At 66.0% G+C, this 20,785-nt stretch carries 23 protein-coding genes; 12 read left to right on the plus strand and 11 right to left on the minus strand.

Features of this window, described 5'->3' with window-relative positions:
* Window positions 1-75: 75 nt before the first annotated feature.
* Both pyrE and K410_RS0133495 read left to right on the plus strand, forming a co-directional pair.
* Window positions 76-639, plus strand: coding sequence for an orotate phosphoribosyltransferase (gene pyrE, locus K410_RS0133490; RefSeq protein ID WP_028138917.1), 564 nt, complete (start codon window positions 76-78; stop codon window positions 637-639).
* Window positions 640-918: 279 nt separating this feature from the next.
* A complete protein-coding gene (locus K410_RS0133495; protein WP_028138918.1) occupies window positions 919-1,698 on the plus strand; it encodes a DUF2865 domain-containing protein in 780 nt (259 codons plus the stop codon).
* A gap of 117 nt (window positions 1,699-1,815) precedes the next feature.
* On the opposite strand, the gene K410_RS0133500 is transcribed toward K410_RS0133495, so the two are convergent.
* The 6 genes from K410_RS0133500 to K410_RS0133525 all read right to left on the minus strand — a co-directional run bounded on the left by K410_RS0133500 (window position 1,816) and on the right by K410_RS0133525 (window position 8,673).
* A complete protein-coding gene (locus K410_RS0133500) occupies window positions 1,816-2,247 on the minus strand; it encodes a hypothetical protein (protein ID WP_028138919.1) in 432 nt (143 codons plus the stop codon).
* Between the two features lie 118 nt (window positions 2,248-2,365).
* Window positions 2,366-3,064, minus strand: coding sequence for a ligase-associated DNA damage response endonuclease PdeM (pdeM, locus tag K410_RS0133505; RefSeq protein ID WP_049820427.1), 699 nt, complete (start codon window positions 3,062-3,064; stop codon window positions 2,366-2,368).
* 118 nt (window positions 3,065-3,182) lie between these two features.
* On the minus strand, window positions 3,183-5,759 hold the full coding sequence (locus K410_RS0133510; RefSeq protein WP_028138921.1) for a ligase-associated DNA damage response DEXH box helicase: 2,577 nt from the start codon (window positions 5,757-5,759) through the stop codon (window positions 3,183-3,185).
* Window positions 5,760-6,019: 260 nt separating this feature from the next.
* Window positions 6,020-6,385 (minus strand): nuclear transport factor 2 family protein, encoded by a 366-nt coding sequence (locus K410_RS0133515; RefSeq protein ID WP_028138922.1) that lies wholly within the window; start codon window positions 6,383-6,385, stop codon window positions 6,020-6,022.
* A 110-nt stretch (window positions 6,386-6,495) separates the two neighbouring features.
* Complete coding sequence (locus K410_RS0133520; RefSeq protein WP_027575148.1) at window positions 6,496-6,846, minus strand: RidA family protein; 351 nt, start codon at window positions 6,844-6,846, stop codon at window positions 6,496-6,498.
* Between the two features lie 168 nt (window positions 6,847-7,014).
* Entirely contained in the window at window positions 7,015-8,673 is a 1,659-nt protein-coding gene (locus K410_RS0133525; RefSeq protein WP_028138923.1) for an FAD-binding dehydrogenase, read from the minus strand.
* A gap of 264 nt (window positions 8,674-8,937) precedes the next feature.
* On the opposite strand from K410_RS0133525, the gene K410_RS0133530 reads away from it, so the two are divergent.
* The 5 genes from K410_RS0133530 (at window position 8,938) to K410_RS0133550 (ending at window position 13,350) form a co-directional block, all read left to right on the plus strand.
* Window positions 8,938-9,456 carry a hypothetical protein gene (locus K410_RS0133530; protein ID WP_028138924.1) on the plus strand — a complete coding sequence of 173 codons (519 nt, stop codon included), beginning with the start codon at window positions 8,938-8,940 and terminating at the stop codon, window positions 9,454-9,456.
* A gap of 110 nt (window positions 9,457-9,566) precedes the next feature.
* Complete coding sequence (locus K410_RS0133535) at window positions 9,567-9,761, plus strand: hypothetical protein (protein ID WP_028138925.1); 195 nt, start codon at window positions 9,567-9,569, stop codon at window positions 9,759-9,761.
* A gap of 24 nt (window positions 9,762-9,785) precedes the next feature.
* On the plus strand, window positions 9,786-10,376 hold the full coding sequence (locus tag K410_RS0133540) for an SCO family protein (RefSeq protein ID WP_028138926.1): 591 nt from the start codon (window positions 9,786-9,788) through the stop codon (window positions 10,374-10,376).
* A 225-nt stretch (window positions 10,377-10,601) separates the two neighbouring features.
* On the plus strand, window positions 10,602-11,537 hold the full coding sequence (locus tag K410_RS0133545; RefSeq protein ID WP_028138927.1) for an ABC transporter substrate-binding protein: 936 nt from the start codon (window positions 10,602-10,604) through the stop codon (window positions 11,535-11,537).
* 169 nt (window positions 11,538-11,706) lie between these two features.
* The gene (locus K410_RS0133550; protein ID WP_028138928.1) at window positions 11,707-13,350 is read left to right on the plus strand and encodes a lysine--tRNA ligase; all 1,644 of its coding nucleotides are present in this window, start codon (window positions 11,707-11,709) and stop codon (window positions 13,348-13,350) included.
* 135 nt (window positions 13,351-13,485) lie between these two features.
* Here the strand turns inward: K410_RS0133550 and K410_RS37645 are convergent, their stop codons facing one another.
* Window positions 13,486-14,100, minus strand: a complete 615-nt coding sequence (locus K410_RS37645; RefSeq protein ID WP_049820428.1) for a TetR/AcrR family transcriptional regulator — start codon at window positions 14,098-14,100, stop codon at window positions 13,486-13,488.
* A gap of 90 nt (window positions 14,101-14,190) precedes the next feature.
* Between K410_RS37645 and K410_RS0133560 the strand changes: the two genes are divergently transcribed.
* From K410_RS0133560 to K410_RS0133570, 3 genes are read left to right on the plus strand one after another with little or no spacing between them, the layout of a single operon-like run.
* Window positions 14,191-14,649, plus strand: a complete 459-nt coding sequence (locus K410_RS0133560; RefSeq protein WP_028138929.1) for an ester cyclase — start codon at window positions 14,191-14,193, stop codon at window positions 14,647-14,649.
* A gap of 41 nt (window positions 14,650-14,690) precedes the next feature.
* Window positions 14,691-15,182, plus strand: coding sequence for a DUF3237 domain-containing protein (locus K410_RS0133565; protein WP_028138930.1), 492 nt, complete (start codon window positions 14,691-14,693; stop codon window positions 15,180-15,182).
* Between the two features lie 56 nt (window positions 15,183-15,238).
* Window positions 15,239-15,895: an aquaporin gene (locus K410_RS0133570; RefSeq protein WP_028138931.1), complete on the plus strand. Its 657-nt coding sequence runs from the start codon at window positions 15,239-15,241 to the stop codon at window positions 15,893-15,895.
* Window positions 15,896-15,907: 12 nt separating this feature from the next.
* On the opposite strand, the gene K410_RS0133575 is transcribed toward K410_RS0133570, so the two are convergent.
* On the minus strand, window positions 15,908-16,561 hold the full coding sequence (locus K410_RS0133575; protein WP_028138932.1) for a S24 family peptidase: 654 nt from the start codon (window positions 16,559-16,561) through the stop codon (window positions 15,908-15,910).
* Window positions 16,562-16,775: 214 nt separating this feature from the next.
* Here K410_RS0133575 and K410_RS0133580 point away from each other — a divergent pair, with 214 nt between their 5' ends.
* Complete coding sequence (locus K410_RS0133580; RefSeq protein ID WP_028138933.1) at window positions 16,776-17,120, plus strand: DUF952 domain-containing protein; 345 nt, start codon at window positions 16,776-16,778, stop codon at window positions 17,118-17,120.
* The gene (locus K410_RS0133585) at window positions 17,117-18,214 is read left to right on the plus strand and encodes a quinone-dependent dihydroorotate dehydrogenase (RefSeq protein WP_028138934.1); all 1,098 of its coding nucleotides are present in this window, start codon (window positions 17,117-17,119) and stop codon (window positions 18,212-18,214) included. Before K410_RS0133580 ends, K410_RS0133585 begins: the two co-directional genes overlap by 4 nt.
* Window positions 18,215-18,350: 136 nt before the next feature.
* Here K410_RS0133585 and K410_RS0133590 read toward each other — a convergent pair whose 3' ends face one another.
* The 3 genes from K410_RS0133590 to K410_RS0133600 are packed head-to-tail and all read right to left on the minus strand — an operon-like array spanning window position 18,351 to window position 20,737.
* A complete protein-coding gene (locus K410_RS0133590; RefSeq protein WP_028138935.1) occupies window positions 18,351-19,676 on the minus strand; it encodes an MATE family efflux transporter in 1,326 nt (441 codons plus the stop codon).
* A 2-nt stretch (window positions 19,677-19,678) separates the two neighbouring features.
* Window positions 19,679-20,413 (minus strand): MBL fold metallo-hydrolase, encoded by a 735-nt coding sequence (locus K410_RS0133595; protein ID WP_028138936.1) that lies wholly within the window; start codon window positions 20,411-20,413, stop codon window positions 19,679-19,681.
* An 18-nt stretch (window positions 20,414-20,431) separates the two neighbouring features.
* On the minus strand, window positions 20,432-20,737 hold the full coding sequence (locus tag K410_RS0133600) for a DUF6460 domain-containing protein (protein ID WP_018644944.1): 306 nt from the start codon (window positions 20,735-20,737) through the stop codon (window positions 20,432-20,434).
* Window positions 20,738-20,785: the final 48 nt, after the last annotated feature.

The following is a 20,785-nucleotide window of genomic DNA, read 5'->3' on the forward strand; positions in this document are numbered from 1 at the left end:
GGACGCCCCCTCTGGAATGTCGCTCCCGTCGCGGATAAATTGCGCCTCCTCCAAAAAGCTGTTCGAGGGACCGCCGTGTCGAAATCTGCCTCCCGCGCCCGCCTGTTCGAAATCATCCGCCGGCGCTCATTCGGCCGCGGCGAGGTGACGCTCGCGTCGGGCCGCAAGAGCGATTTCTACTTCAACCTCAAGCCGACCATGCTCGACCCGGAGGGGGCGACCCTGCTCGCCGAGCTGACCTACGAGGCGCTGAAGGACGACAATCTCGACTTCATCGGCGGCCTCGAGATGGGCGCGGTGCCGCTCGCCGGTGCGCTGGCGCAGATCTCCTGGATCAAGGGCCATCCGATCGCGGCGTTCTTCGTCCGCAAGAAGCCGAAGGAGCACGGCGCCAAGCTCGCGATCGAGGGCCTGCCGAAGGGCGAGACGCTTGCCGGCAAGCGCGTCGTGATCGTCGAGGACGTCACCACGACCGGCGGCTCGGCGATGAAGGCGGTGGAATCCGTGCGCGAGACCGGCGCCAATGTGGTGCTGGTGCTGACCATGGTCGACCGCGAGGAAGGCGCCACCGACACCTTCGCCGCGGCCGGCCTGCCGTTCCGCTCGCTTTACAAGGCGTCGGAATTCTTGAAGGCCTAGAGTTCTCGTGTCCCGGGCGCGGCGCAGCGCGTAGCGGTGCGACGCGGAACCGGGACCCAGCTTGCTCACCATCGGCATGGACCCCGGCTCTGCAGCGCACCGCTGAAGAGGCGCTGCGCTGCGTCCGGGGCACGAGGCCCACTTCAACCGCTCATTTACCATCCCCCCTTATGGTGAATCATGTGCTGAGACCCTTTGCGGTCCCGGCCTGTTCAGTAGCGTCGGATGGAGTGAGCGTTGCGTACAGTCCCGTCCCATGCGCGCCCGCGGCGTCGCGCGATGCTTGCAGCCGCCATCCTTGCGGCGCCGCTGCTTGCGGCTCCCGCTCCGGTTTCGGCCGAAGGCCTGTTCGACTTCCTCTTCGGCGGCATGCAGCAGCAGCGGCCGCAGCGCGAAGTTCCGCAGCAGGCGAACTCCTACGTCGATCCCTTCACCGGGCAACAGAACGGCGGAACGCCGCAATATGTGCCGCCGACCCGCGCGGCGGCCGCCGGCGGCTCCGGCCCGGCCTTCTGCGTGCGCAGTTGCGACGGCAAATATTTCCCGCTGATGCGCGGCCTCGTCTCACCGGCGCAGATGTGTCAGGCGTTCTGTCCTGCCAGCGCGACCAAGGTTTATTTCGGCTCCTCGATCGACGGAGCCCATTCGCAGGCCGGCGAGCGCTACGCCGACAGCGAGAACGCGTTCGCCTATCGCAAAGCGTTGCGCGCCGACTGCACCTGCAACGGCCGCGAGCCGGTCGGCCTCGCCCCGGTCGATCTGGCGCTGGATTCCTCGCTGAAGGCGGGCGACGTGATCGCCACCACCGACGGCCTCGTCGCCTATACCGGCATCCGCGTCGGCAACGACCAGACGGCGGACTTCACCCCGGTTGCGTCCTATCCCGGCCTCACCGCCCAGGTCCGCGCCCGCCTCGGCGAGATGAAAGTGGCGCCGGTGCGCGCGGAAACAGTATCGGCGGACGCCCCGGCTGCGGAGATCGTGCGTGAGCCGCTGCCGGATGTGACGGTGCCGAAGACGACGGCGCAGAAGCCGGCGAAGCGGGCGGGGCTGGATTGATCCAAGCTCTCACCACGCCGTCATTGCGAGCGCAGCGAAGCAATCCAGAATCCCTCAGCGGAGACATTCTGGATTGCTTCGTCGCAAGCGCTCCTCGCAATGACGGAGGTTGCGGCACTATCTCCCGATGATCACCCCGATCACGTTCGGCGCCGCCAGATATTTCTCCTCGATCGCCGCGCGCGCGGCGGCGCGGTTGTCCGGCGTCAGGAGGCCGCGTTTCTCGGCCAGGATCATCCAGCAGAAACCCCACCAATCCGTCAGCATGCCCTGATCGCCGACGAGGTCGTAACCCTGCTCCGCCGCGAAGATGCGCGCCTGCGCTTCGTCCAGCGTGTCCAGAAACAGATGATCCTCGGCCGAGAACAGGTCGTCGCTGACGTCGTCGATGGTGTAGCCCCAGATCGACTGGCACACCGCGTTGAACTCGCGGTCGAACTGGTCGTCGTCGATGCGCTGGCGCCGCGCCGCCTGATGCAGCCGCGACAGCGAGCGCGCGAAATCGGCGATCCGGGTGAGGGCAAATTGATCGAAGGCGATGGTGGACATCTAGTCCTCGCAAAGTCTGACAGACGCTAGATATTGTGCCGGCGATGCACCGAATCACAATGATATATCAAAGACTTGCTAAAGTGTTCTTAATTTGTTCCGAGATTGCGCGAAAGTCTCAGGAACAGCGCGAGGCGGCAATGGCGTGGACGCGGCGGTCGCCGAGCAGATGGGCGACGAAGCCATTGGCCGGGAAGATCTTCGCAAATGCGGCGTCGCGGATGCTGAGGCCGCCGGCATAGGCGCCGAACGCCGGCATCACCGCGCGCATCCCGTCGGAGGCGAAGCAGCGGCGCTCCATGGAGCGGCCGCGCGCCGAGACGCGCGCCTTGGGATGAAGATGGCCGGCGATCTCGCCGTGCGCGCCGGTCGGCTCGTGGCGGAAGGTGATCGGGCCGATCGCGACCTCCTCGGCGACGGTGCCGCCGAGATCAGGCGGCAGCATCGGATCGTGGTTGCCGGAGATCCAGATCCAGTCGCGGCCGGTCTGCAGTGCGGCGACGGCGTCGCGATCGTCCGCCGACAAGCGCTCATGCGCCGTGCGGTCGTGAAAACTGTCGCCGAGCGCGATCACCGTTCGGGGATCGTGGCGGGCGATGACGGCAGCGAGACGGCTCAGCGTCGCCAGCGTATCGTAGGGCGGCAGCAGCACGCCGCGGGTGGCGAAGCTGGAGCCCTTTTCCAGATGCAGGTCGGAGACGACCAGCAGGCGCTGCTCGTCCCAGAACAGCGCGCCGGAGAGATCGGCGTGCAGAGCGATGCCCGCGACCTCAACATGCCACGTCGAAGTTATCGATACCACCACATCCCCCGTCATGGCCGGGCTTGTCCCGGCCATCCACGTTCTTGCCGCAGAGACAAAGACGTGGATGCCCGGGTCAAGCCCGGGCATGACGATGTGGATGGAGTTGCGCCCCGAAAATTCATCTCGTCGTCTACGACATCGCCTCTTTGACGAGCTCATCGGCGGCTTCGGCCAGGAGCTCGTCTGCAGCTTCGCCATAAACTGACTCGCGGCCGATTTCCAGCATCACGGGAACGGCGAGCGGCGAGACATGGTCGAGTTCCCGGAGCGTGATGCGCCCCTGGATACGCATCAGCATGTCGCTGAGGCGGCGCAGATCGAGCAGGCCGGTGGCGGCATCGGCGCGCGCGGCACGCAGCAGGACGTGATCGGCCTGGTGCTTGCGCAGCACGTCATAAACGAGATCGGTCGAGAACAGCACCTGGCGGCGGCTCTTCTCCTCGCCGGTGTGGCGGCGCGCGATCAGGCCGGAGATGATCGCGCAATTGCGGAAGGTGCGCTTCATCAAGGCTGACTCGGCGAGCCAGGCTTCGAGATCGTCGCCGAGCATATCGGGGTCGAATAGCGCATCGAGGTCGATGCGGCCGTCGCGGATCATGAAGGACATGTCGCCGAGCGCCCAGACCGCGATGGCGTATTCATTGGCGACGAAGCCGAGCGGCCGCGCGCGGGCGCGCTCCAGCCGCCGCGTCAGCAGCATGCCGAGGGTCTGGTGCGCGAGCCGGCCTTCGAAGGGGTAGCAGACCAGATAATGCTTGTTGGCGCGCGGAAAGCATTCGACCAGCAGCTCGCGCACCCCAGGCACTTTGCTGGCGTCCTTCTGCAGCGAAAGCCAGTCGCGCACCTGCTCCGGCAAGCCGGCCCACGCGCGGCTGTCGTCGAGCAGGCGGCGCACGCGTTCGGCGAGATAGGTCGAAAGCGGAAACTTGCCGCCCATATAAGATGGCACCTTCGGATCCTTGTCATGCGCGCGCGAGACGTAGACCTGGTCCTCGACCAGGGTCTCATACCGCACCACCTCGCCCGAGAACACGAAGGTGTCGCCGGGGCTGAGGCCCTCGATGAAGGCCTCCTCGATCTCGCCGAGCAGCCGGCCGCCGCGGGCAATCACGCCGGTCGATCCGCTCCCGCCGCCGCGCGAGCGCACCAGCCGCACCTTCAGCATGTCGTCCTCGACGATGGTGCCGACGTTCATGCGGTAGCTCTGCCGCACCTTGGGATTGGCGACGCGCCAGCGCCCCTCCTTGTCCTGCTTGATGCGGGCGAAGCGCTCGTAGGTCTTCAGGGCGTAGCCGCCGGAGGCGACGAAATCGACGACGTCGTCGAAGTCCTGCCGCGACAGCTCGGCGTAGGGCGCGGCGGTGCGAACCTCGGCATAAAGCTCGTCGGAGAGGAACGGCTCGCCGCAGGCACAGCCGAGCACATGCTGGGCCAGCACGTCCAGCGCGCCGGTGCGCAGCGGCGGCGTGTCCTGCGCGTTCTCGGCAATGGCATCGATCGCGACGCGGCATTCCAGCACCTCGAACCGATTGGCCGGCACCAGCACCGCGCGCGAGGCCTCGTCGAGGCGGTGGTTGGCGCGGCCGATGCGCTGCATCAGGCGCGAGGAGCCTTTTGGCGCGCCGATATTGACGACGAGATCGACATCGCCCCAGTCGACGCCGAGGTCGAGCGAGGAGGTGCAGACCACGCCGCGCAGCTTTCCTGCCGACATTGCGTCCTCGACCTTGCGGCGCTGGGCGACGTCGAGCGAGCCGTGATGCAGCGCGATGGCGAGGCCGTCGTCGTTCATGCTCCAGAGATTCTGGAACAGCATCTCGGCCTGGCTGCGCGTGTTCACGAAGACCAGCGTGGTCTTGTTGGCCTTGATCAGCTCGTAGATCTCGGGGAGCGCGTGGCGCGCGCTGTGACCGGCCCAGGGCAGTCGCTCGCGCGTGTCCAGCATCTCCACCTCGGGCGGCGCGGCGCCGCCGGCGACGACGATGTCGGCGGCTCGCTCCTCGCCGTCGGGCTGCGGCACCAGGAAGCGCGCGAGCTGCTCCGGCTCGGCCACGGTCGCCGACAGGCCGATTGCGCGCAGCTGCGGTGCCAACCGCCACAGCCGCGCGAGCCCGAGCGAGAGCAGATCGCCGCGCTTGGACGTCACCAGCGCATGCAGTTCGTCGAGCACGATGCGCTTCAGGGACGAGAACAGGAACGGCGCGTCGTCGGAGGAGAGCAGCAGGGCGAGCTGCTCGGGCGTCGTCAGCAGCACGTCCGGCGGATAACGCCGCTGCCGCTGGCGGCGCGAGACCGGCGTATCGCCGGTGCGGGTCTCGACCCTGATCGGCAAGCCCATCTCGGCGATCGGCCGCTCCAGATTGCGTGCGATGTCGACGGCCAGCGCCTTGAGCGGCGAGATGTAGAGGGTGTGCAGGCCGCCGCTGCGCTGCACGCCGCGGCCGGTGGAGACGAGGTTCTTCTTCGTCCCCGCGTCACGCGTCACCGGCTGCGTCGAAAGCTCCACCAGCGTCGGCAGAAATCCGGCCAGCGTCTTGCCGGCGCCGGTCGGCGCAATCAAGAGCGCCGAACAGTCCTCGCGCGCCTTTTCCAGCAGCGCCAATTGATGCGCACGCGGCGACCATCCGCGGGCTGCGAACCATTGCTGGAAGCGGATTGGCAGCAGCGCGGCCGGCTCGGCCGATGTTGGGAGGATACGGGGCGGCACGGCATGACAGGTAAGCCGTAGGCGTGCGTTCGTCGAGGGGTGCCGCCCTCCTCGCCTGCACGAGGACCGGTTGCGTATACGCTGTCCATTTGAGGCACGCTGGTCTCCACATCGTCATGGCCGGGCTTGTCCCGGCCATCCACGCCCCTTCCTGCAGCACAAAGAACGTGGATGCCCGGGACAAGCCCGGGCATGACGACTTCTTGTGAAGTCCAAGTTTCGGTTCCTCTCCCGGCCTTGCGCCACGAAGGCCAGCCCGCTCACGCTCCGGCCGGGACCTGATCGAGAAATCCGGTCACGCTTCTGATCCGCCCGTCCCGCAGCACGGCGAAATCAGTGCCCTTGATCGGGCTGTCGGCGCCGTCGGGACCGAGGCCCCAGGAAAAACGAATGTGGTCGCCGAAGCCGTTGGGCTCGCCGATCAGCTGGAATTTGAAATCGGGAAAGCGCTGCTGCACGCCGGCGATCAAGGCCTCGATGCCGTCGCGGCCGTCGCCCTTCATCAAGGGATCGACGTAGCTCGCATCATTGGTCCAGTGTTCGCCAAGCAGCTCGCGGCGCCGGCCGGCCGTGCGCTCGTTCCAGAGCTCGATGTAGCCGCGGGCGATGGTGGTGGGATCGGTCATGGTGCTCTCCTTCGATGAAGCCGTGTTCGGCTGACCGTCATCATCGAAGATTCACGCGCGCTGATCGATTACCTCGAAGGTCATCAACGCGCGTGAAGTTTTCGCGAAAGTTACTTCGCGGCCGTCACCATGATCTCGACGGTGTATTGCGGCGCCGCCAGCTTGGCTTCGACCGTGGCGCGGGCTGGGGTGTTGCCGGGCGACACCCAGGCGTCCCACACCGCATTCATCTCGCCGAAGGTCTTCATGTCGGTGATGTAGATCGTGGCCGACAGCAGCTTCGACTTGTCGGTGCCGGCCTTGGCGAGATGACCGTCGATGGTCGCCAGGATGTCCTGGGTCTGCTTCGTCACGCTTTCGCCGGCGGCCTTGTTGGCGACGACGCCGGCGAGATAGACGGTGTTGCCGTGCACGACGACCTGGCTCATGCGTGGGCCGGTTTCGAAACGCTGGATGCTCATTGGGGATCTCCTCACTGGAATGGCGGCCCTGTCTAGCCCAGCACCCCGCGCTCTGCCACCCCCGGCACGCATGCGTTGCCCGGCACGCATGCGTGGCCGAACGCGCATGCATGTCCGGACAGATTTACATCTCGGCCGGGCGATGCATGGCGCAACGCAAGGGGCGGTTCAGCCCACCGCCTTTGCTGCCGAGCGGCCCGCATTGCGGCCCGAGAACAGGCAGCCGCCGAGGAAGGTGCCTTCGAGCGAGCGATAGCCATGCACGCCGCCGCCGCCGAAGCCGGCGGCTTCGCCGACCGCATAGAGGCCGGGAATGACGCTTCCCTCGCCGCCGAACACGCGGGACTCGAGGTCGGTCTCGAAGCCGCCCAGCGTCTTGCGGGTGAGGATGTTGAGCTTGACCGCGATCAGCGGCCCCTGCGCGGGATCCAGGATCCGGTGCGGGGAGGCGGTGCGGATCAGCCTGTCGCCGATATAGCGGCGCGCATTGTGGATGTTCATCACCTGCGCGTCCTTGACGTAAGGATTGGCGATCTCGCGGTCGCGCGCCTCGATCTGCGTCCTGATATGGTCGAGCTTGAGGAGGTCGCTGCCGGCGAGCTTGTTCATCTCCGCAACGAGACCCTCGAGCGTGTCGCGCACGATGAAGTCGACACCATGGCGTTTGAACGCCTCCACCGGCGCCGGCGCGCCCTTGTTGGTGGCGCGCTTGATCGTCATGCGCCAGCTCTTGCCGGTCAGATCCGGGTTCTGCTCCGATCCCGACAGCGCGAACTCCTTTTTGATGATGCTCTGGGTCAGGATGAACCAGGAATATTCATAGCCGGTCGACATGATGTATTTGAGCTGACCGAGCGTGTCGGAGCCGGGGAAGAGCGGCGCCGGAAGCCGCGTGCCGGTGGCGTCGAACCACATCGAGGAGGGCCCGGGCAGGATGCGGATGCCGTGGCGCGGCCAGATCGGCGACCAGTTCTGGATGCCCTCGACATAATGCCACATGCGGTCGCGGTTGATCAGCCGCGCGCCTGATTTCTCGGTGATGCCGATCATGCGGCCGTCGACATGCTCGGGCACGCCGGAGATCATGAATTTCGGGGGATCGCCGAGCCGCTTCGGCCAGTTCTGCCGGACCAGTTCGTGATTGCCGCCGATGCCACCGGAGGCCACGATCACGGCCTGCGCCTTCAGCGCGAACTCGCCGACCACATGGCGCGATGAGCTCTTGCCGCGCTCGACAGCATCGGGGGCGAGGACGGCGCCGCTGACGCCGTCCACCGTGCCGTTGCTGATCGAGAGCGCGTCGACGCGGTGGCGGAACCTGAAGCTCAGCCGGCCGCTCCCCATCGCCTCGCGCGCGCGGCGCTCGAACGGCTCGACGATGCCGGGCCCGGTGCCCCAGGTGACGTGAAAGCGCGGTACCGAATTGCCGTGACCCATCGCGTCGTAACCGCCGCGCTCGGCCCAGCCGACCACGGGAAAGAAGCGGTGTCCCATCGCCCGCAGCCAGGCGCGCTTCTCGCCGGCCGCGAAGCCGACATAGGCCTCGGCCCATTGCCGCGGCCAGAAATCGTCGTCGCGGTCGAAGCCGGCGGCGCCGATCCAGTCCTGCATGGCGAGGTCGAAGCTATCCTTGATGCCGAGCCGGCGCTGCTCCGGCGAATCGACCAGAAACAGGCCGCCGAACGACCAGAATGCCTGGCCGCCAATCGACTGCTCGCCTTCCTGGTCGACCACGATGACGCGCTTGCCCGCGTCGGCAATCTCGGTGGCGGCCACGAGGCCCGACAGTCCCGCCCCGACGACGATGACGTCCGTTTCCTCAGCCATGCATGTCCCCCTCCATAGTTCCCCCCTGTAATTGCCCGGATTGAAGCCGGCGGTTGTACCTGAGATCAAGGGTGCGGCGCGTAAGACCTCGTTAACTTGTTCCACTTTGGGATAGAGAGCCTCCGAGTGCAGCGCGGACGCAACACTGGATTTGAATTTGTTTTGAGCCAGCCGGCCTGCCTAGACAAAACCTCGGTTACGACGGACGCTAGCGGTGCATCACCACCTGACACGCAGATTCGAATTCGACTGGGGCGGGGGCCAATGAAGTTTCTGACGGGGTTGCTTGCGGCGGTTCTGCTGATCGCTGGCATGGGGGCTTCTCACGCGGTGGTTCGGATCGCGGATGACCGCGGTGGCCGGATTGGAACCTACGTCGACAAGTACCAGGATCTGCGTCAATCGGGCGAGACCGTCATCATCGACGGCCTGTGCGCATCCGCCTGTACCATCGTCCTCGGCGCCATCCCGCATGACCGCATCTGCGTGACCTCGAGCGCGACGCTCGGCTTCCACGCCGCCTGGGATTTCGGCCGCAACGGGCGCGCTGTCACCAATCCCGAGGCGACCCAGATGCTCTATGCGATGTACCCCTCGCAGGTGAAGCGCTGGATCAGCCAGCGCGGCGGCCTCACCCCGCAGATGCTGTTCCTGAGGGGCAAGCAGCTCCAGGCCATGTACAAGCCCTGCTACATGGACGCGCAGGCCTCGACCATCAAGCCGTCGCGCCGGTCTCTTCCGCAAGCGGACCAGATCGAATCCGCCCGGGGCCAGCTGCGCTGACGTTCTCGACCTGACCGGATCGTTCTGGCCCGCCGGCGGCGCCTTGCCCGCGGGCGGGCCAAAGCCTATCTGAAGGCCTGGAAACCGGGCCTTCGCCCTCGATCATTGTCATGGCTCAACCCCTGCACCCGACGCATCCGTTACAGGACAATTCGTCCACTGCCGGCCGGACGCCGTCCGTGCTGCTGTGGACGGGCGCGGCGACCTTTGGATTGCTCGTGCTCGGCGCGCTGGCGCTGTGGTTCCACTACGGCACGCAGATGTTCTTCGAAATGATCAGGACCGGCTTCGCCGCCTGCTTCTGATCCGCGATAGGAAGTTTTCCGCTCATGAGCTCCGCCACCCGTCCGCTGGTGATCGCGACCGCCTTCGCCGCAAGCCTCATCGTCGGGCTCCTGATCATGTTCTGGGCCATGGGCGGGATCAGCAAGGTGGCGCAGCCGGCTGCGATCGGCGGCCCGTTCCAGCTCACCGACCAGAACGGCAAGGCCGTCACCGACAAGAGCCTCAAGGGCAAGCCGACCCTGATCTTCTTCGGCTACACCCATTGCCCCGACGTCTGCCCGACCTCGCTGTTCGAGATCTCGGAAGTGCTGCGGGTGATGGGCAAGGATGCCGACAAGCTCAATGCCGTCTTCATCTCGGTCGATCCCGAGCGCGATACGCAGGCGACGATGAAGGACTATCTGTCGAGCTTCGATCCGCATCTTCAGGGCCTGTCCGGCGATCCTGCCGAGACTGCCAAGGTCATCACCTCCTACCGGGTCTATGCCAAGAAGATCCCGACCAAGGACGGCGACTACACCATGGACCACACCGCGCTGATTTACCTGATGGACCGCGACGGCCGCTTCGTCTCGCCGTTCAATCTCAAGCGGACGCCGGAAGAGGCGGCGGCGGAGTTGAAGAAGTATCTTTGAGCCCGATTCAGACACGGTACCTCCCATCCGTCATGGCCGGGCCTGTCCCGGCCATCCACGTTCTTGGGATGGAGGAAAGATCGTGGATGCTCGGGACAAGCCAGGACAAGCCCGGGTATGACGGCGGAGCGCACCTTTTACCCAGCCCGCATTCCGCGCTCGCGTTCCCGGCGGGATGGTCTATAACGCCCTCCGATCCCAACGATATCAGTTCATTTCCGGCCGATGGCTCCATCGCAACAGGCGAAATCGACCAAATCTGCCCGTAGCTTGGTGACCGGGCTGGCGGCTGTCGCGTGCCTGCTCGCGAGCCTGCCCGCCGCCGAGGCCCAGGCTCCGGCCAAGCAGCCTCCTGCGGCACCCCAGGCCACGCCGCAGGTCGCGCCCCAGGCCGCCCCGCAGGCCGTGCCCGGGTTCTGGGACCCGCGGCGGCGGCCGGAACGGCCGGACCTGTCGCGCCTAACCGTGATCCGCTTCCTGACCGAGACCGATTATCCGCCGTTCAACTACACCGGCGCCGACGGCAACCCGGCCGGCTTCAACGTCGATCTCGCCCGCAGCCTGTGCGAGGAGATCAAGGTCACCTGCACGGTGCAGATGCGCCGCTTCGAGACGCTGGTCGACGCGCTCACCTCCAACCGGGGCGATGCCATCATCGCCTCGATGGCGGTGAGCCCGCAGCTGCGCGCCCGGGTCGACTTCACCGATCCCTATTACCGCGTGCCGGCGCGCTTCGTCTCTCGCAAGGACGCGGTGATGCCGGAAATCCGGCCCGAATATCTCGAAGGCAAGAAGGTCGGCGTCATCGCCGGCTCCGCGCACGAGGCCTATCTCAAGGCCATGTTCACCGACGCGGAGCTGCACGCTTTTCCCAGCGACGAGGCGATGCGCGCCGCTTTGCGCAAGGGCGAGGTCGATTTCATCTTCGGCGACGCCATCTCGCTGGCGTTCTGGATCAACGGCACCGATTCCGGCGATTGCTGCGCCTTCTCCGGCGGCCCCTTCGTCGAGAGCCGCTTCTTCGGCGAAGGCATCGGCATCGCCGTGCGCAAGGGCAACGACGTGCTGCGCCAGGCCCTGAACTGGGCGCTGTTCCGCGTCTGGGAAAAGGGCCGCTACACCGATCTGTGGCTGCGCTATTTCTCGGTGAGCCCGTTCTGACCATTCAGTCCCGTCATTCCGGGACGCGCAGAGCGCGAACCCGGAATCTCGAGATTGTGGCGCGAGATTCCGGGTTCACGTTGCTGACGCGCGTGCCCCGGAATGACGACCAACGTTTTTGCATTCTGCCGGGAAATCGCTATTTTCCGCGGCCCGGAGGCCCTTCTTGATGTCCGTTATCGATCCCAGCATGAGCCCGAGCGATCTGCGTGCGCTCGCCGAACAATCCAACGCCTGGCCGTTCGAGCAGGCCAAGGCCATCGTCGCGCGGCTGAAGAAGAGCCCGAAGGACGAGGTGCTGTTCGAGACCGGCTACGGGCCGTCCGGCCTGCCGCATATCGGCACGTTCGGCGAGGTCGCGCGCACCTCGATGGTGCGGCACGCCTTCCGCGTGCTGACCGAGGACAAGATCAAGACCCGCCTGCTCGCCTTCTCCGACGACATGGACGGCTTCCGCAAGGTGCCTGACAACGTCCCCAACAAGGAGATGCTGACCGCGCATCTCGGCAAGCCGCTGACGCGGGTGCCGGATCCGTTCTCCAACGAGTATCCCTCGTTCGGGCACCACAACAACGCACGGCTGCGCGCCTTCCTCGATCATTTCGGCTTCGACTACGAGTTCGCCAGCTCGACCGATTACTACACGTCGGGCCGCTTCGACGCGACGCTGCTCAAGATGCTCGCCGCCTACGACAAGGTGATGGAGATCATCCTGCCGACGCTGGGCCCCGACCGCCGCGCCACCTATTCGCCGTTCCTGCCGATCAGCAAGACCACCGGCATCGTGCTGCAGGTGCCGATGATCCGCCGCGACGTCGCGGCCGGCACCGTGACCTATGTCGACCCCGATACGAACGAGGAGGTCGAAACGCCGGTCACCGGCGGCAACGTCAAGTGCCAGTGGAAGGCCGACTGGGCGATGCGCTGGGTCGCGCTCGGCGTCGACTACGAGATGGCCGGCAAGGACCTGATCGACTCCGTGAAGCTCTCAGGCGCGATCGCCAGGGCGCTCGGCGCCACGCCGCCCGAAGGCTTCAACTACGAGCTCTTCCTCGACGAGAAGGGCCAGAAGATCTCGAAGTCGAAGGGCAATGGCCTGACCATCGACGAATGGCTGCGCTACGCCTCGCCGGAATCGCTGTCGCTGTTCATGTATCGCGAGCCGAAGGCGGCCAAGCGGCTGTATTTCGACGTCATCCCGCGCAACGTCGACGACTACCAGCAGTTCATCGACGGCTTTGCCAAGCAGGACGGCAAGCAGCAGCTCGGCAATCCGGTCTGGCACATCCACAACGGCAAGCCGCCGAAGGGCGACATGCCCGTGACCTTCCAGCTGCTGCTGACGCTGGTGTCGTCGTCGAACGCGGAGAATGCCGAGACGCTGTGGGGCTTCATCGGTCGCTACCGACCCGGCGTGAGCCCGCAGACGCATCCGAAGCTGGACGCGATGGTCGGCTACGCCATCAATTATTACCGCGACTTCGTCGCACCGACGAAGCAGTTCCGCGTGCCGACCGACACCGAGCGCGCGGCGCTGCAGGACCTGCGCGATGCGCTGTCGCAGCTTCCGGCGGACGCCTCGGCCGAGGACATCCAGAACGTCGTCTACGAGATCGGCCGCCGCGAACCCTTCCTCGACCAGCTCAAGAAGGGCAAGGACGGCCGGCCCGGCGTCACGCTGGACTGGTTCAACATGCTCTACCAGGTGCTGCTCGGCCAGGAGAAGGGCCCGCGCTTCGGCTCCTTCGTCGCGGTCTACGGCGTGCAGAACGCGGTCAACATGATCGACGGCGCGCTGGCGCGGAGCGCGTGAGAAACGCGTTGCCCTTCGCTCCCACACACGGCTGTCGTCCCGGCGAACGCCGGGACCCACCCCGGGGAGAAGTTAGGCGAAGATTCGTAGTTGCGCTTGCCTCGGTACGAAGACCGCCATCCTCCAAAGGAAGATTCACGGCTTGTGGCGAAAGGTCTCCAGCACCGCCGCAACGATCTTCTGTCCATTTCTGCGCAGCTTCCTGGAATCGTCCGCGTAGGGCAGCAATAGCCCGATCTTGCAGATCATCGCGTCGATCATGCGGCTGAGCAGATCGACATCGTCCGCGTTCAATTCGCCATCGCGCTTCAGCGCCCGCAGCGTCGCGATCAGGAGCGCGGTCGGGTAGGTCTCCTCGATCTCGCGGTAGCGCGGTTCGCCGAGCACGGCCTGCGCTTCCTGGATGACGATCCGCGCATAGGCCGGCTCTTCGCAGGCGTCGAGATAGGCGTCGATGCCGGCGCTGAGACGATCCCAGATCTTCCGCTCGTTCCGTGCCGCGGCCTCGATCCGGGCGGCCGCCTCGCGCTGCATGGCAACCACCACGGCATCGAACAGCGCCTTCTTGTCCTCGAAGTGATGGTAGAACGCGCCGCGCGTGACCCGCGCCGCCCGCGAAATCGCCTCCATGCCCGCCGCCTGAAATCCATTGGCGGCAAACGCTTCGCGCCCGGCATCGAGCAGCGCCTGCCTGGTGGCCTCGCTGTACTCTTCCCGACGACTTCTCGGAGGATCCTTCGCCCGCATCATGTGCAACCTAAAGCTTGACGCGTTGGTATCAAACCGCATATAACATACATGATGTATGTTTTATTCATGTAGAATGATAAGAGGCATACCATGGATGGCAAGCGGATGTTCGAGCTGGCGGAGAGGCTGGCGATCGCGAAGAGCCGGCAGGATGTCGCTGCGGCGCTGGAAGTCCTGCATCCGGACATGGTGCTGGAGACACCGGCCTTCGGCACCAAGGCGCGGGGGCTCGCCGAAAACGAGCGCGTCCTGACGCGCTTCTTCAAGTCCTTCCCGGACTATCACGTCACGCTGGAAGGCCACGCCAATTCCGCCGACACGCTGATCTGCTGGGGCACCGCCCGGATGACGATGACGGGTGATCGCTTCGCCGGCGAGCCCAATGGGCGCCGTGCCGAGTTGCCTGTGTTCATCGCCTTCGCCTTCCGCGACGACAAGATCGCGCATGAACGCTTCGTCTTCGATCTCTCCGAGCTGTGCGCTCAATCCGGCCTCTCGACCGATGCGGTCAGGCGCAAGCTGTTTGGCGATGCGACCCGGGCGGCATAGCCGCCGGCAAATTCCATCCAAGACATAAGGAGTGCCAGACCATGACCGATCCCCGCATCAAGTCCGTCGGCGATCTCGAGACCCGGCATCTCTTCGACATCCTCGTCGATCTCGATCCGCGCCTCAATTTCGGCGCCGGACCCGTCGGGCAGCGCGTGCTGTTCGGCGCAGCCAAGGGCTCGTTCGAAGGCCTGCGCCTGCGCGGCGAGGTGCTGCGGGGCGGCGGCGACTGGGCGTTGTTTCGCGCCGACGGCGCCATGACGCTCGACGTCCGCCTGTCGCTGCGGACGCATGACGGCGAGCTGATCTATATGACCTATGGCGGCCGCTGGGTGACACCGCAGGCATTGCGCGCCGAGATGGCGGATCCCGCGCGGCGCACCAGGGTCGATCCCGCCGGATATTACTTCCGCACCAATCCGCTGTTCGAAACCGGCTCGCAGACCTACGCCTGGCTCAATGACATCGTCTGTGTCGGCAAGGGTTATCTCGTCGAGGGCGCGGTCGCCTACAAGATCTTCGAAGTGCTGTGAGACTCGCCGTGGCTGCGTTGAGCGAGTTGCGTCGGACCGGCGATCGCACTGACAGGATGTCGCTCGCACGGTCCCTGGTAGCCGAGGGACTTGGCACCGCCTACCTTCTGATCGCGATCGTGGGCTCCGGTATTCTCGGCGAGAGGCTGGCGGCAGGCAATGCTGCTCTGGCATTGCTCGCCAACGCGCTCTCGACGGGCGCCGCGCTCTACGCCCTGATCGTCTGGCTCGCGCCTTTATCGGGCGCCCATTTCAATCCGCTCGTCTCGCTGGTGCTGGCATTTCGCGGCGACATCGCGCCGCGCGTTGTCGGATTCTACGTGCCTGCACAATTGCTCGGCGCCGTCGCTGGCGTTGCCATCGCCGACGCGATGTTCGACCTGCCGCCCTACTCGCTATCATCCCATCTTCGCAGCGGCCCGTCGCAATGGCTGAGCGAATTCCTGGTCACGTTCGGCCTGATCGGAATGGTGTGGACCTGCTCCCGCATGCGGCCGGCCGCTCTTGCCGGCGCGGTCGCCGCCTATATCGGCGCCGGCTTCTGGTTCACCGCCACGGATTTTGCCAATCCCGCGGTCGCCCTGGCGCGCGCATTCACCGATACGTTCTCCGGAATTCGTCCGATCGACGTTCCTGGCTTCATCGCCGCCGAAATGCTGGGCGCGGTGGCGGCCGTGGCGTTGTTTCGCTGGCTCGCGCCGACCCTGCGCTGACACAGAGCGGGATCACTGGCTCGTCCACACGATCCGCGCGATCCACGCCACCTCCCCCGCCGCCATCGTGCGCACGGCTTGCGAGGCGTTGAGCAATTGCAGCTCCAAGACCTTCGCGGTACGGCGCCTCAGCGTTGCGATCGTCATCTCGCCCGTCCTGCTTCGCACCACCACGCGATCGCCCTTGCGGATCGGCGCGCCCGGCGAGACCAGGACGATGTCGCCGTGGCGGTAAACGGGGGCAAACTCATCGCCGGAGATCTCCAGCGCAAAGCCGTGGCTGTCCTCGGTGGCCGGAAGCGCGGTTTCGGTCCAGGCCTTGCCCGAGGGAAGGCCGGACTCGTCGAAGGCGCCGCTCGCGCCGGCCAGCGCGAAACGAAGCAGCGGCACGGAGCGGCCGTCGCCCGCGTCATCGTCGACCAGCCGCGCAAAGCTGTCGAACGAGGCATCTGCCGCCGCCAGCGCCTTGGCGATCGATTCGGTCGAGGGCCAGCGCTCGCGGCCATCCGAAGTGACGCGCTTGGACCTGTTGAAGGTGGTGGGATCGAGCCCGGCGCGCTTGGCCAGGCCGGACGGCGACAGACCGGCGCGCGCCGCCAGCCGATCCAGCGCGATCCAGATCTGGTCGTGAGTGAGTATCCTCTGCGCTTTGGCCTGCCTGACCATGCAAGGTCCAGCCCGTCGCAACTCAGGAAAACTGTCCTCAAATCAACCGGTTTTCCGCTTTTCGCGCAAGTGGCGACGATTTCACCGGACCGGAAAGGCTTGAGGTCTTGAGTTCGGCAGGGGCGGCCTTTACGGTCCGCGCCGGGGTTGTTGCAGACCCGCACGAGACGAAAAAACCCAAAAGACTCAAAGAGCAAACAGGACTGCGCAAGCAGTGGTCAAGATCTACAAAATCTGTCCGGCCTCGGCCTGGCGTGAGGCGGAACGGCAGGGTGTCTACCGGGGCAGCGCCGACGATGCGCGCGACGGATTCATCCATTTCTCGACCGCCGATCAGGTTCCCGAGACCCTGCGCAAGCACTATTTCGGGCAGCGCGCGCTGTTCCTGGTGGAGGTCGACGGCGACGCGCTCGGCGGCGAGCTGCGCTGGGAGCGCTCGCGCAATGACGAGCTGTTTCCGCATCTCTATGGCGAGCTCGATCTCGGCGCCGTGATCACGGTGATGAACCTCAACATCCGCTCCGATGGCGGCCACGACGTTCCGGAGCTTGCCCCGTGATCCGCGCTTTCGACGCCTTTTCCCTGCCGGTGCTGCGCTGGCTGGATCCGGAAGACGCGCATCGCCTGGCGATCCAGGGTCTGCGCTTCCTGCCGCCGGTCAAGCCGCGCACCGACGATCCCAAGCTCGCGATGCGCGCCTTCGGGCTCAACTTTCCCAACCCGATCGGCATGGCCGCCGGCTTCGACAAGAGCGCCGAGGTGCCGGACGCGCTGCTGCGGCTCGGCTTTGGCTTCGTCGAGATCGGCTCGGTGACGCCGAAGCCGCAAGCCGGCAACCCGCGGCCGCGGCTGTTCCGGCTCGAGCGCGACGAGGCCATCATCAACCGCATGGGCTTCAACAATGACGGCGCGGACGTCGCCTTGCGCCGGCTCGCCGCCCGCGCGCAGCACGGCGGCATCGTCGGCGTCAATGTCGGCGCCAACAAGGATTCAGTCGATCGCGTCGCCGATTACGTCAAGCTGATCGAGACCTTTGCGCCGGTCGCGAGCTACTTCACCGTCAACGTCTCCTCGCCGAACACGCCGGGCCTGCGCAATCTGCAGGAAGGTGCGCTGCTCGACGATCTCCTTGCCCGCGTGATCGACGCGCGCGAGCGTGTCCGGCAGAAGGCCGGCGACACGCCAGTGCTGCTCAAGATCGCGCCGGACCTCAGCCTCGCCCAGCTCGACGACGTCGTGCAGGTCGCGCGCTCGCGCCGGGTCGACGGCATGGTCGTATCGAACACGACGATCTCCCGGCCGAGCACGCTGCGGGAGGAGACGCGCGCCAAGGAGCAAGGCGGCCTGTCGGGCCGGCCGCTGTTCCGCCTGTCGACGCGGATGGTCGCGGAGACCTATGTGCGCGTCGAGGGCGCGTTCCCCCTGATCGGCGTCGGCGGCGTGGATTCCGGCGGCGCCGCCTTGACCAAGATCCGCGCCGGCGCCAGCCTGATCCAGCTCTACTCGTCGCTGGTCTACAAGGGCCTCGGCCTCGTCGACGAGATCAAGCGCGACCTCACCTCGACGCTGCTCCGCACCGGGCGGGATTCCCTGTCCGAGATCGTCGGTGCGGATGCCGCGACGCTCACGGCGGAAGACTGGCCGGGGATGTAAGGCAGTCGCGTGCCCCGGACGCAGCGCGTCCAATACGCAACGATGTAGCCCGGATGGAGCGCAGCGAAATCCGGGAATTCATCCGCGGGTACGAAGGCCCCGGATTACGCTGCGCTCCATCCGGGCTACTATTCGTCTACAACTTGGAAAACGTCGCCCTGAACTGCGCCGGATAGCGCGCCGCCTGCAGGCCGCCGCGCGAGAGATAGGAGGCCAGGAGCGCCCACCACAATCCGGCATTGCCGAACGATTGCAGCGCCCACCAGGTGCCAAGGAAGATCGCGAGCGAGGCCAGCATCAGATTGCGCATCTCGCGCGCCCAGGTCGCGCCGATATAGATGCCGTCGAACCCGAAGGCGAACACGCCGGGAATCGGCGCGAACGCGACGAAGGGCAGGAATTCGCGCGCGGCGCGGCGAACTTCCTCGCTCGCCGTCATGAAATCGATCAACGCCGGCCCGAACAGCGCGAACAGTGCTGCGACGACGATGGCGAAGCCGAGCCCCCAGAGCAGCACCAGCCGGGTCGAGGCGGCAAAGCCTTTTGCGTCGCGTGCGCCGAGGGTGCGCCCGCAGAGCTGCTGGGCGGCGTTGGCGAGACCGTCGAGGAAAAAGGCGCTGATGAACAGGAAGTTGTTGAGCACGGAATTGGCCGCCAGCGTGACGTCGCCGGCCTGCGCGCCTTTCGCGGTGAAGAACAGAAACACCGTGATCAGCGCCGCGGTGCGGATCATGATGTCGGAATTCACCGCCAGCATCCGCAACAGCTTGTCGCGGTCGAGCAGCGTTCTGTACGGCACCGCGAAGCCGCCATCGGCATAATGGCGGCAGACGATCACGCCGAGGGCGAACCCGACCGCTTCCGAGACCAGCGCGGCGATCGCGGCGCCGGCGATGCCGGCGTCGTAGACCAGCACCAGCAGGATCGTCGCCGCCATGTTGACGAGGTTGATGACGACCTGAAGCAGCAATGCTGAATTGGCGCGGGCCTGGCCGATCAGCCAGCCGAGGATGACGTAATTGGCGAGCGTGAACGGCGACGACCAGATCCGGATCCCGAAGTAGGTCTGCGCTGCCCGCGTCACATTCTCGCTGCCGCCGATGAGGTCGAACAGCCCCGCGGCCAGCGGCACTTGCAGCACGATCAGCGCGGCGCCGATCAGGCCGGCGACGATGAAGCCGCGCGCCAGGATCGCGGTCGGCTCACGCACCTCGCCCGCGCCCAGCGATTGCGCGGTGAAGGCGAGCGTGCTCATGCGCAGGAAGCCGAACAGCCAGAACAGGCAGTCGAAGACGATCGACGCGATCGCGACGCCGCCGAGCAGCGCGGCATCGTCGAGGCGGCCGATCGCCGTGGTCGAGACCACGCCGATCAGCGGCGTGGTCAGGTTGGCGACCATCGCGGGACCTGCGATGGCGAACACGTCTCGTGTGCCGACTCTGGGATGGACGGGCGCGTGCATGGTCAGAATACGACGACCATGCCGTCCTCGGCCGCCATGTAGGGCAACGCGTCGAGGCGCGACAGCATGTCGTCGCTCATATGGGTGAGCACGAGCCGTTTGGCGCCGATCGCGGGCAGATGCTGTTCCAAGGTCTTCAGGCTGAGATGGTTCTTGACCACCTTCTCGTACATATAGGCCTCGGCAATGAAAAGGTCCGCGCCATGCGCCAGCGGAATGAGCGTCTCCGTCCATTCGGTATCGGCGCTGTAGGCGAGCATGCGGCCCTCGGCCTCGACGCGGTAGGCGAGGAAAGGACCACCGGATTCGCCGTGCACGACGGGATAGGGCGTCACCGTCACGGCGCCGAACGTGCGGCTTTGTCCGGGCGCGAGGGCGACGACATCGAGATCGAAGCGCTGTTTGGTCTTCGAGGAGTGCTCGAATAGCGCCTCCATCACCTCCCGCAGCCGCCGCTCGATGCCTTGCGGGCCGGCAATCGTCAGCGGGCTTGTCCGCCGCGAGAATTGCGCATCGAGCAGAAAGAACGGCAGGCCGGCGAAATGATCGCCGTGGAAATGTGTGATGAGAATGAGATCGATCTCGTTACGCTCGATCTCCAGCCGCTTCAGGGCCGGCAAAGCCGACGCGCCGCAATCGATCAGGAAGTTGGCCTCGCGCCCGGACACATGGAAGCAGGTATTGAGCCTGCCGCCGGAGCCGAAGGCGTCGCCGCAGCCGACGAAACGCAGTTGCATCGGCTGCGGACTCCCAGCCTACCGGCCGCGCGGCGCGCCGAACACGCGCGACAGCAGCCAGATCGGGATCACGATCACCGCGCCGAGCAGGAAATAGCGCCACAGCCAGTTGATGGTATCGAAGCCGAGATCCCACAGACGCTGGAACAGGAGACGGATGCTGTAGATGATGTTCCAGGGATCGAATCCGATCGCGGCCAGCACGACGCCGACCAGGATCGAGAGCAGGACCAGCCGAAACGCCACCGCCAGCGGCGAGCCGCCGAGAAAGCGGTTCAGCCCATCGCTGCGGCCGGCCGGCAAATCTCTGACGTCTTGGACCATCGCAAACTCCTCGAGAAGGATTCGACCCCATTATAGGGCACGGCGAGG

It is taken from the genome of Bradyrhizobium sp. 22 (genome assembly GCF_000482425.1).
Classification (GTDB): Bacteria; Pseudomonadota; Alphaproteobacteria; order Rhizobiales; family Xanthobacteraceae; genus Bradyrhizobium; species Bradyrhizobium japonicum_B.

Excerpts from the sequence above, each read along its gene's own strand:
- K410_RS0133495 (WP_028138918.1), top strand. The coding sequence starts at position 919 with ATGCTTGCAGCCGCCATCCTTGCGGCGCCGCTGCTTGCGGCTCCCGCT.
- K410_RS0133500 (WP_028138919.1), bottom strand. The coding sequence starts at position 2,247 with ATGTCCACCATCGCCTTCGATCAATTTGCCCTCACCCGGATCGCCGAT.
- pdeM (WP_049820427.1), bottom strand. The coding sequence starts at position 3,064 with ATGACGGGGGATGTGGTGGTATCGATAACTTCGACGTGGCATGTTGAG.
- K410_RS0133515 (WP_028138922.1), bottom strand. The coding sequence starts at position 6,385 with ATGACCGATCCCACCACCATCGCCCGCGGCTACATCGAGCTCTGGAAC.
- K410_RS0133520 (WP_027575148.1), bottom strand. The coding sequence starts at position 6,846 with ATGAGCATCCAGCGTTTCGAAACCGGCCCACGCATGAGCCAGGTCGTC.
- K410_RS0133525 (WP_028138923.1), bottom strand. The coding sequence starts at position 8,673 with ATGGCTGAGGAAACGGACGTCATCGTCGTCGGGGCGGGACTGTCGGGC.
- K410_RS0133530 (WP_028138924.1), top strand. The coding sequence starts at position 8,938 with ATGAAGTTTCTGACGGGGTTGCTTGCGGCGGTTCTGCTGATCGCTGGC.
- K410_RS0133535 (WP_028138925.1), top strand. The coding sequence starts at position 9,567 with ATGGCTCAACCCCTGCACCCGACGCATCCGTTACAGGACAATTCGTCC.
- K410_RS0133540 (WP_028138926.1), top strand. The coding sequence starts at position 9,786 with ATGAGCTCCGCCACCCGTCCGCTGGTGATCGCGACCGCCTTCGCCGCA.
- K410_RS0133545 (WP_028138927.1), top strand. The coding sequence starts at position 10,602 with ATGGCTCCATCGCAACAGGCGAAATCGACCAAATCTGCCCGTAGCTTG.
- K410_RS0133550 (WP_028138928.1), top strand. The coding sequence starts at position 11,707 with ATGTCCGTTATCGATCCCAGCATGAGCCCGAGCGATCTGCGTGCGCTC.
- K410_RS37645 (WP_049820428.1), bottom strand. The coding sequence starts at position 14,100 with ATGATGCGGGCGAAGGATCCTCCGAGAAGTCGTCGGGAAGAGTACAGC.
- K410_RS0133560 (WP_028138929.1), top strand. The coding sequence starts at position 14,191 with ATGGATGGCAAGCGGATGTTCGAGCTGGCGGAGAGGCTGGCGATCGCG.
- K410_RS0133565 (WP_028138930.1), top strand. The coding sequence starts at position 14,691 with ATGACCGATCCCCGCATCAAGTCCGTCGGCGATCTCGAGACCCGGCAT.
- K410_RS0133570 (WP_028138931.1), top strand. The coding sequence starts at position 15,239 with ATGTCGCTCGCACGGTCCCTGGTAGCCGAGGGACTTGGCACCGCCTAC.
- K410_RS0133575 (WP_028138932.1), bottom strand. The coding sequence starts at position 16,561 with ATGGTCAGGCAGGCCAAAGCGCAGAGGATACTCACTCACGACCAGATC.
- K410_RS0133590 (WP_028138935.1), bottom strand. The coding sequence starts at position 19,676 with ATGCACGCGCCCGTCCATCCCAGAGTCGGCACACGAGACGTGTTCGCC.
- K410_RS0133595 (WP_028138936.1), bottom strand. The coding sequence starts at position 20,413 with ATGCAACTGCGTTTCGTCGGCTGCGGCGACGCCTTCGGCTCCGGCGGC.
- K410_RS0133600 (WP_018644944.1), bottom strand. The coding sequence starts at position 20,737 with ATGGTCCAAGACGTCAGAGATTTGCCGGCCGGCCGCAGCGATGGGCTG.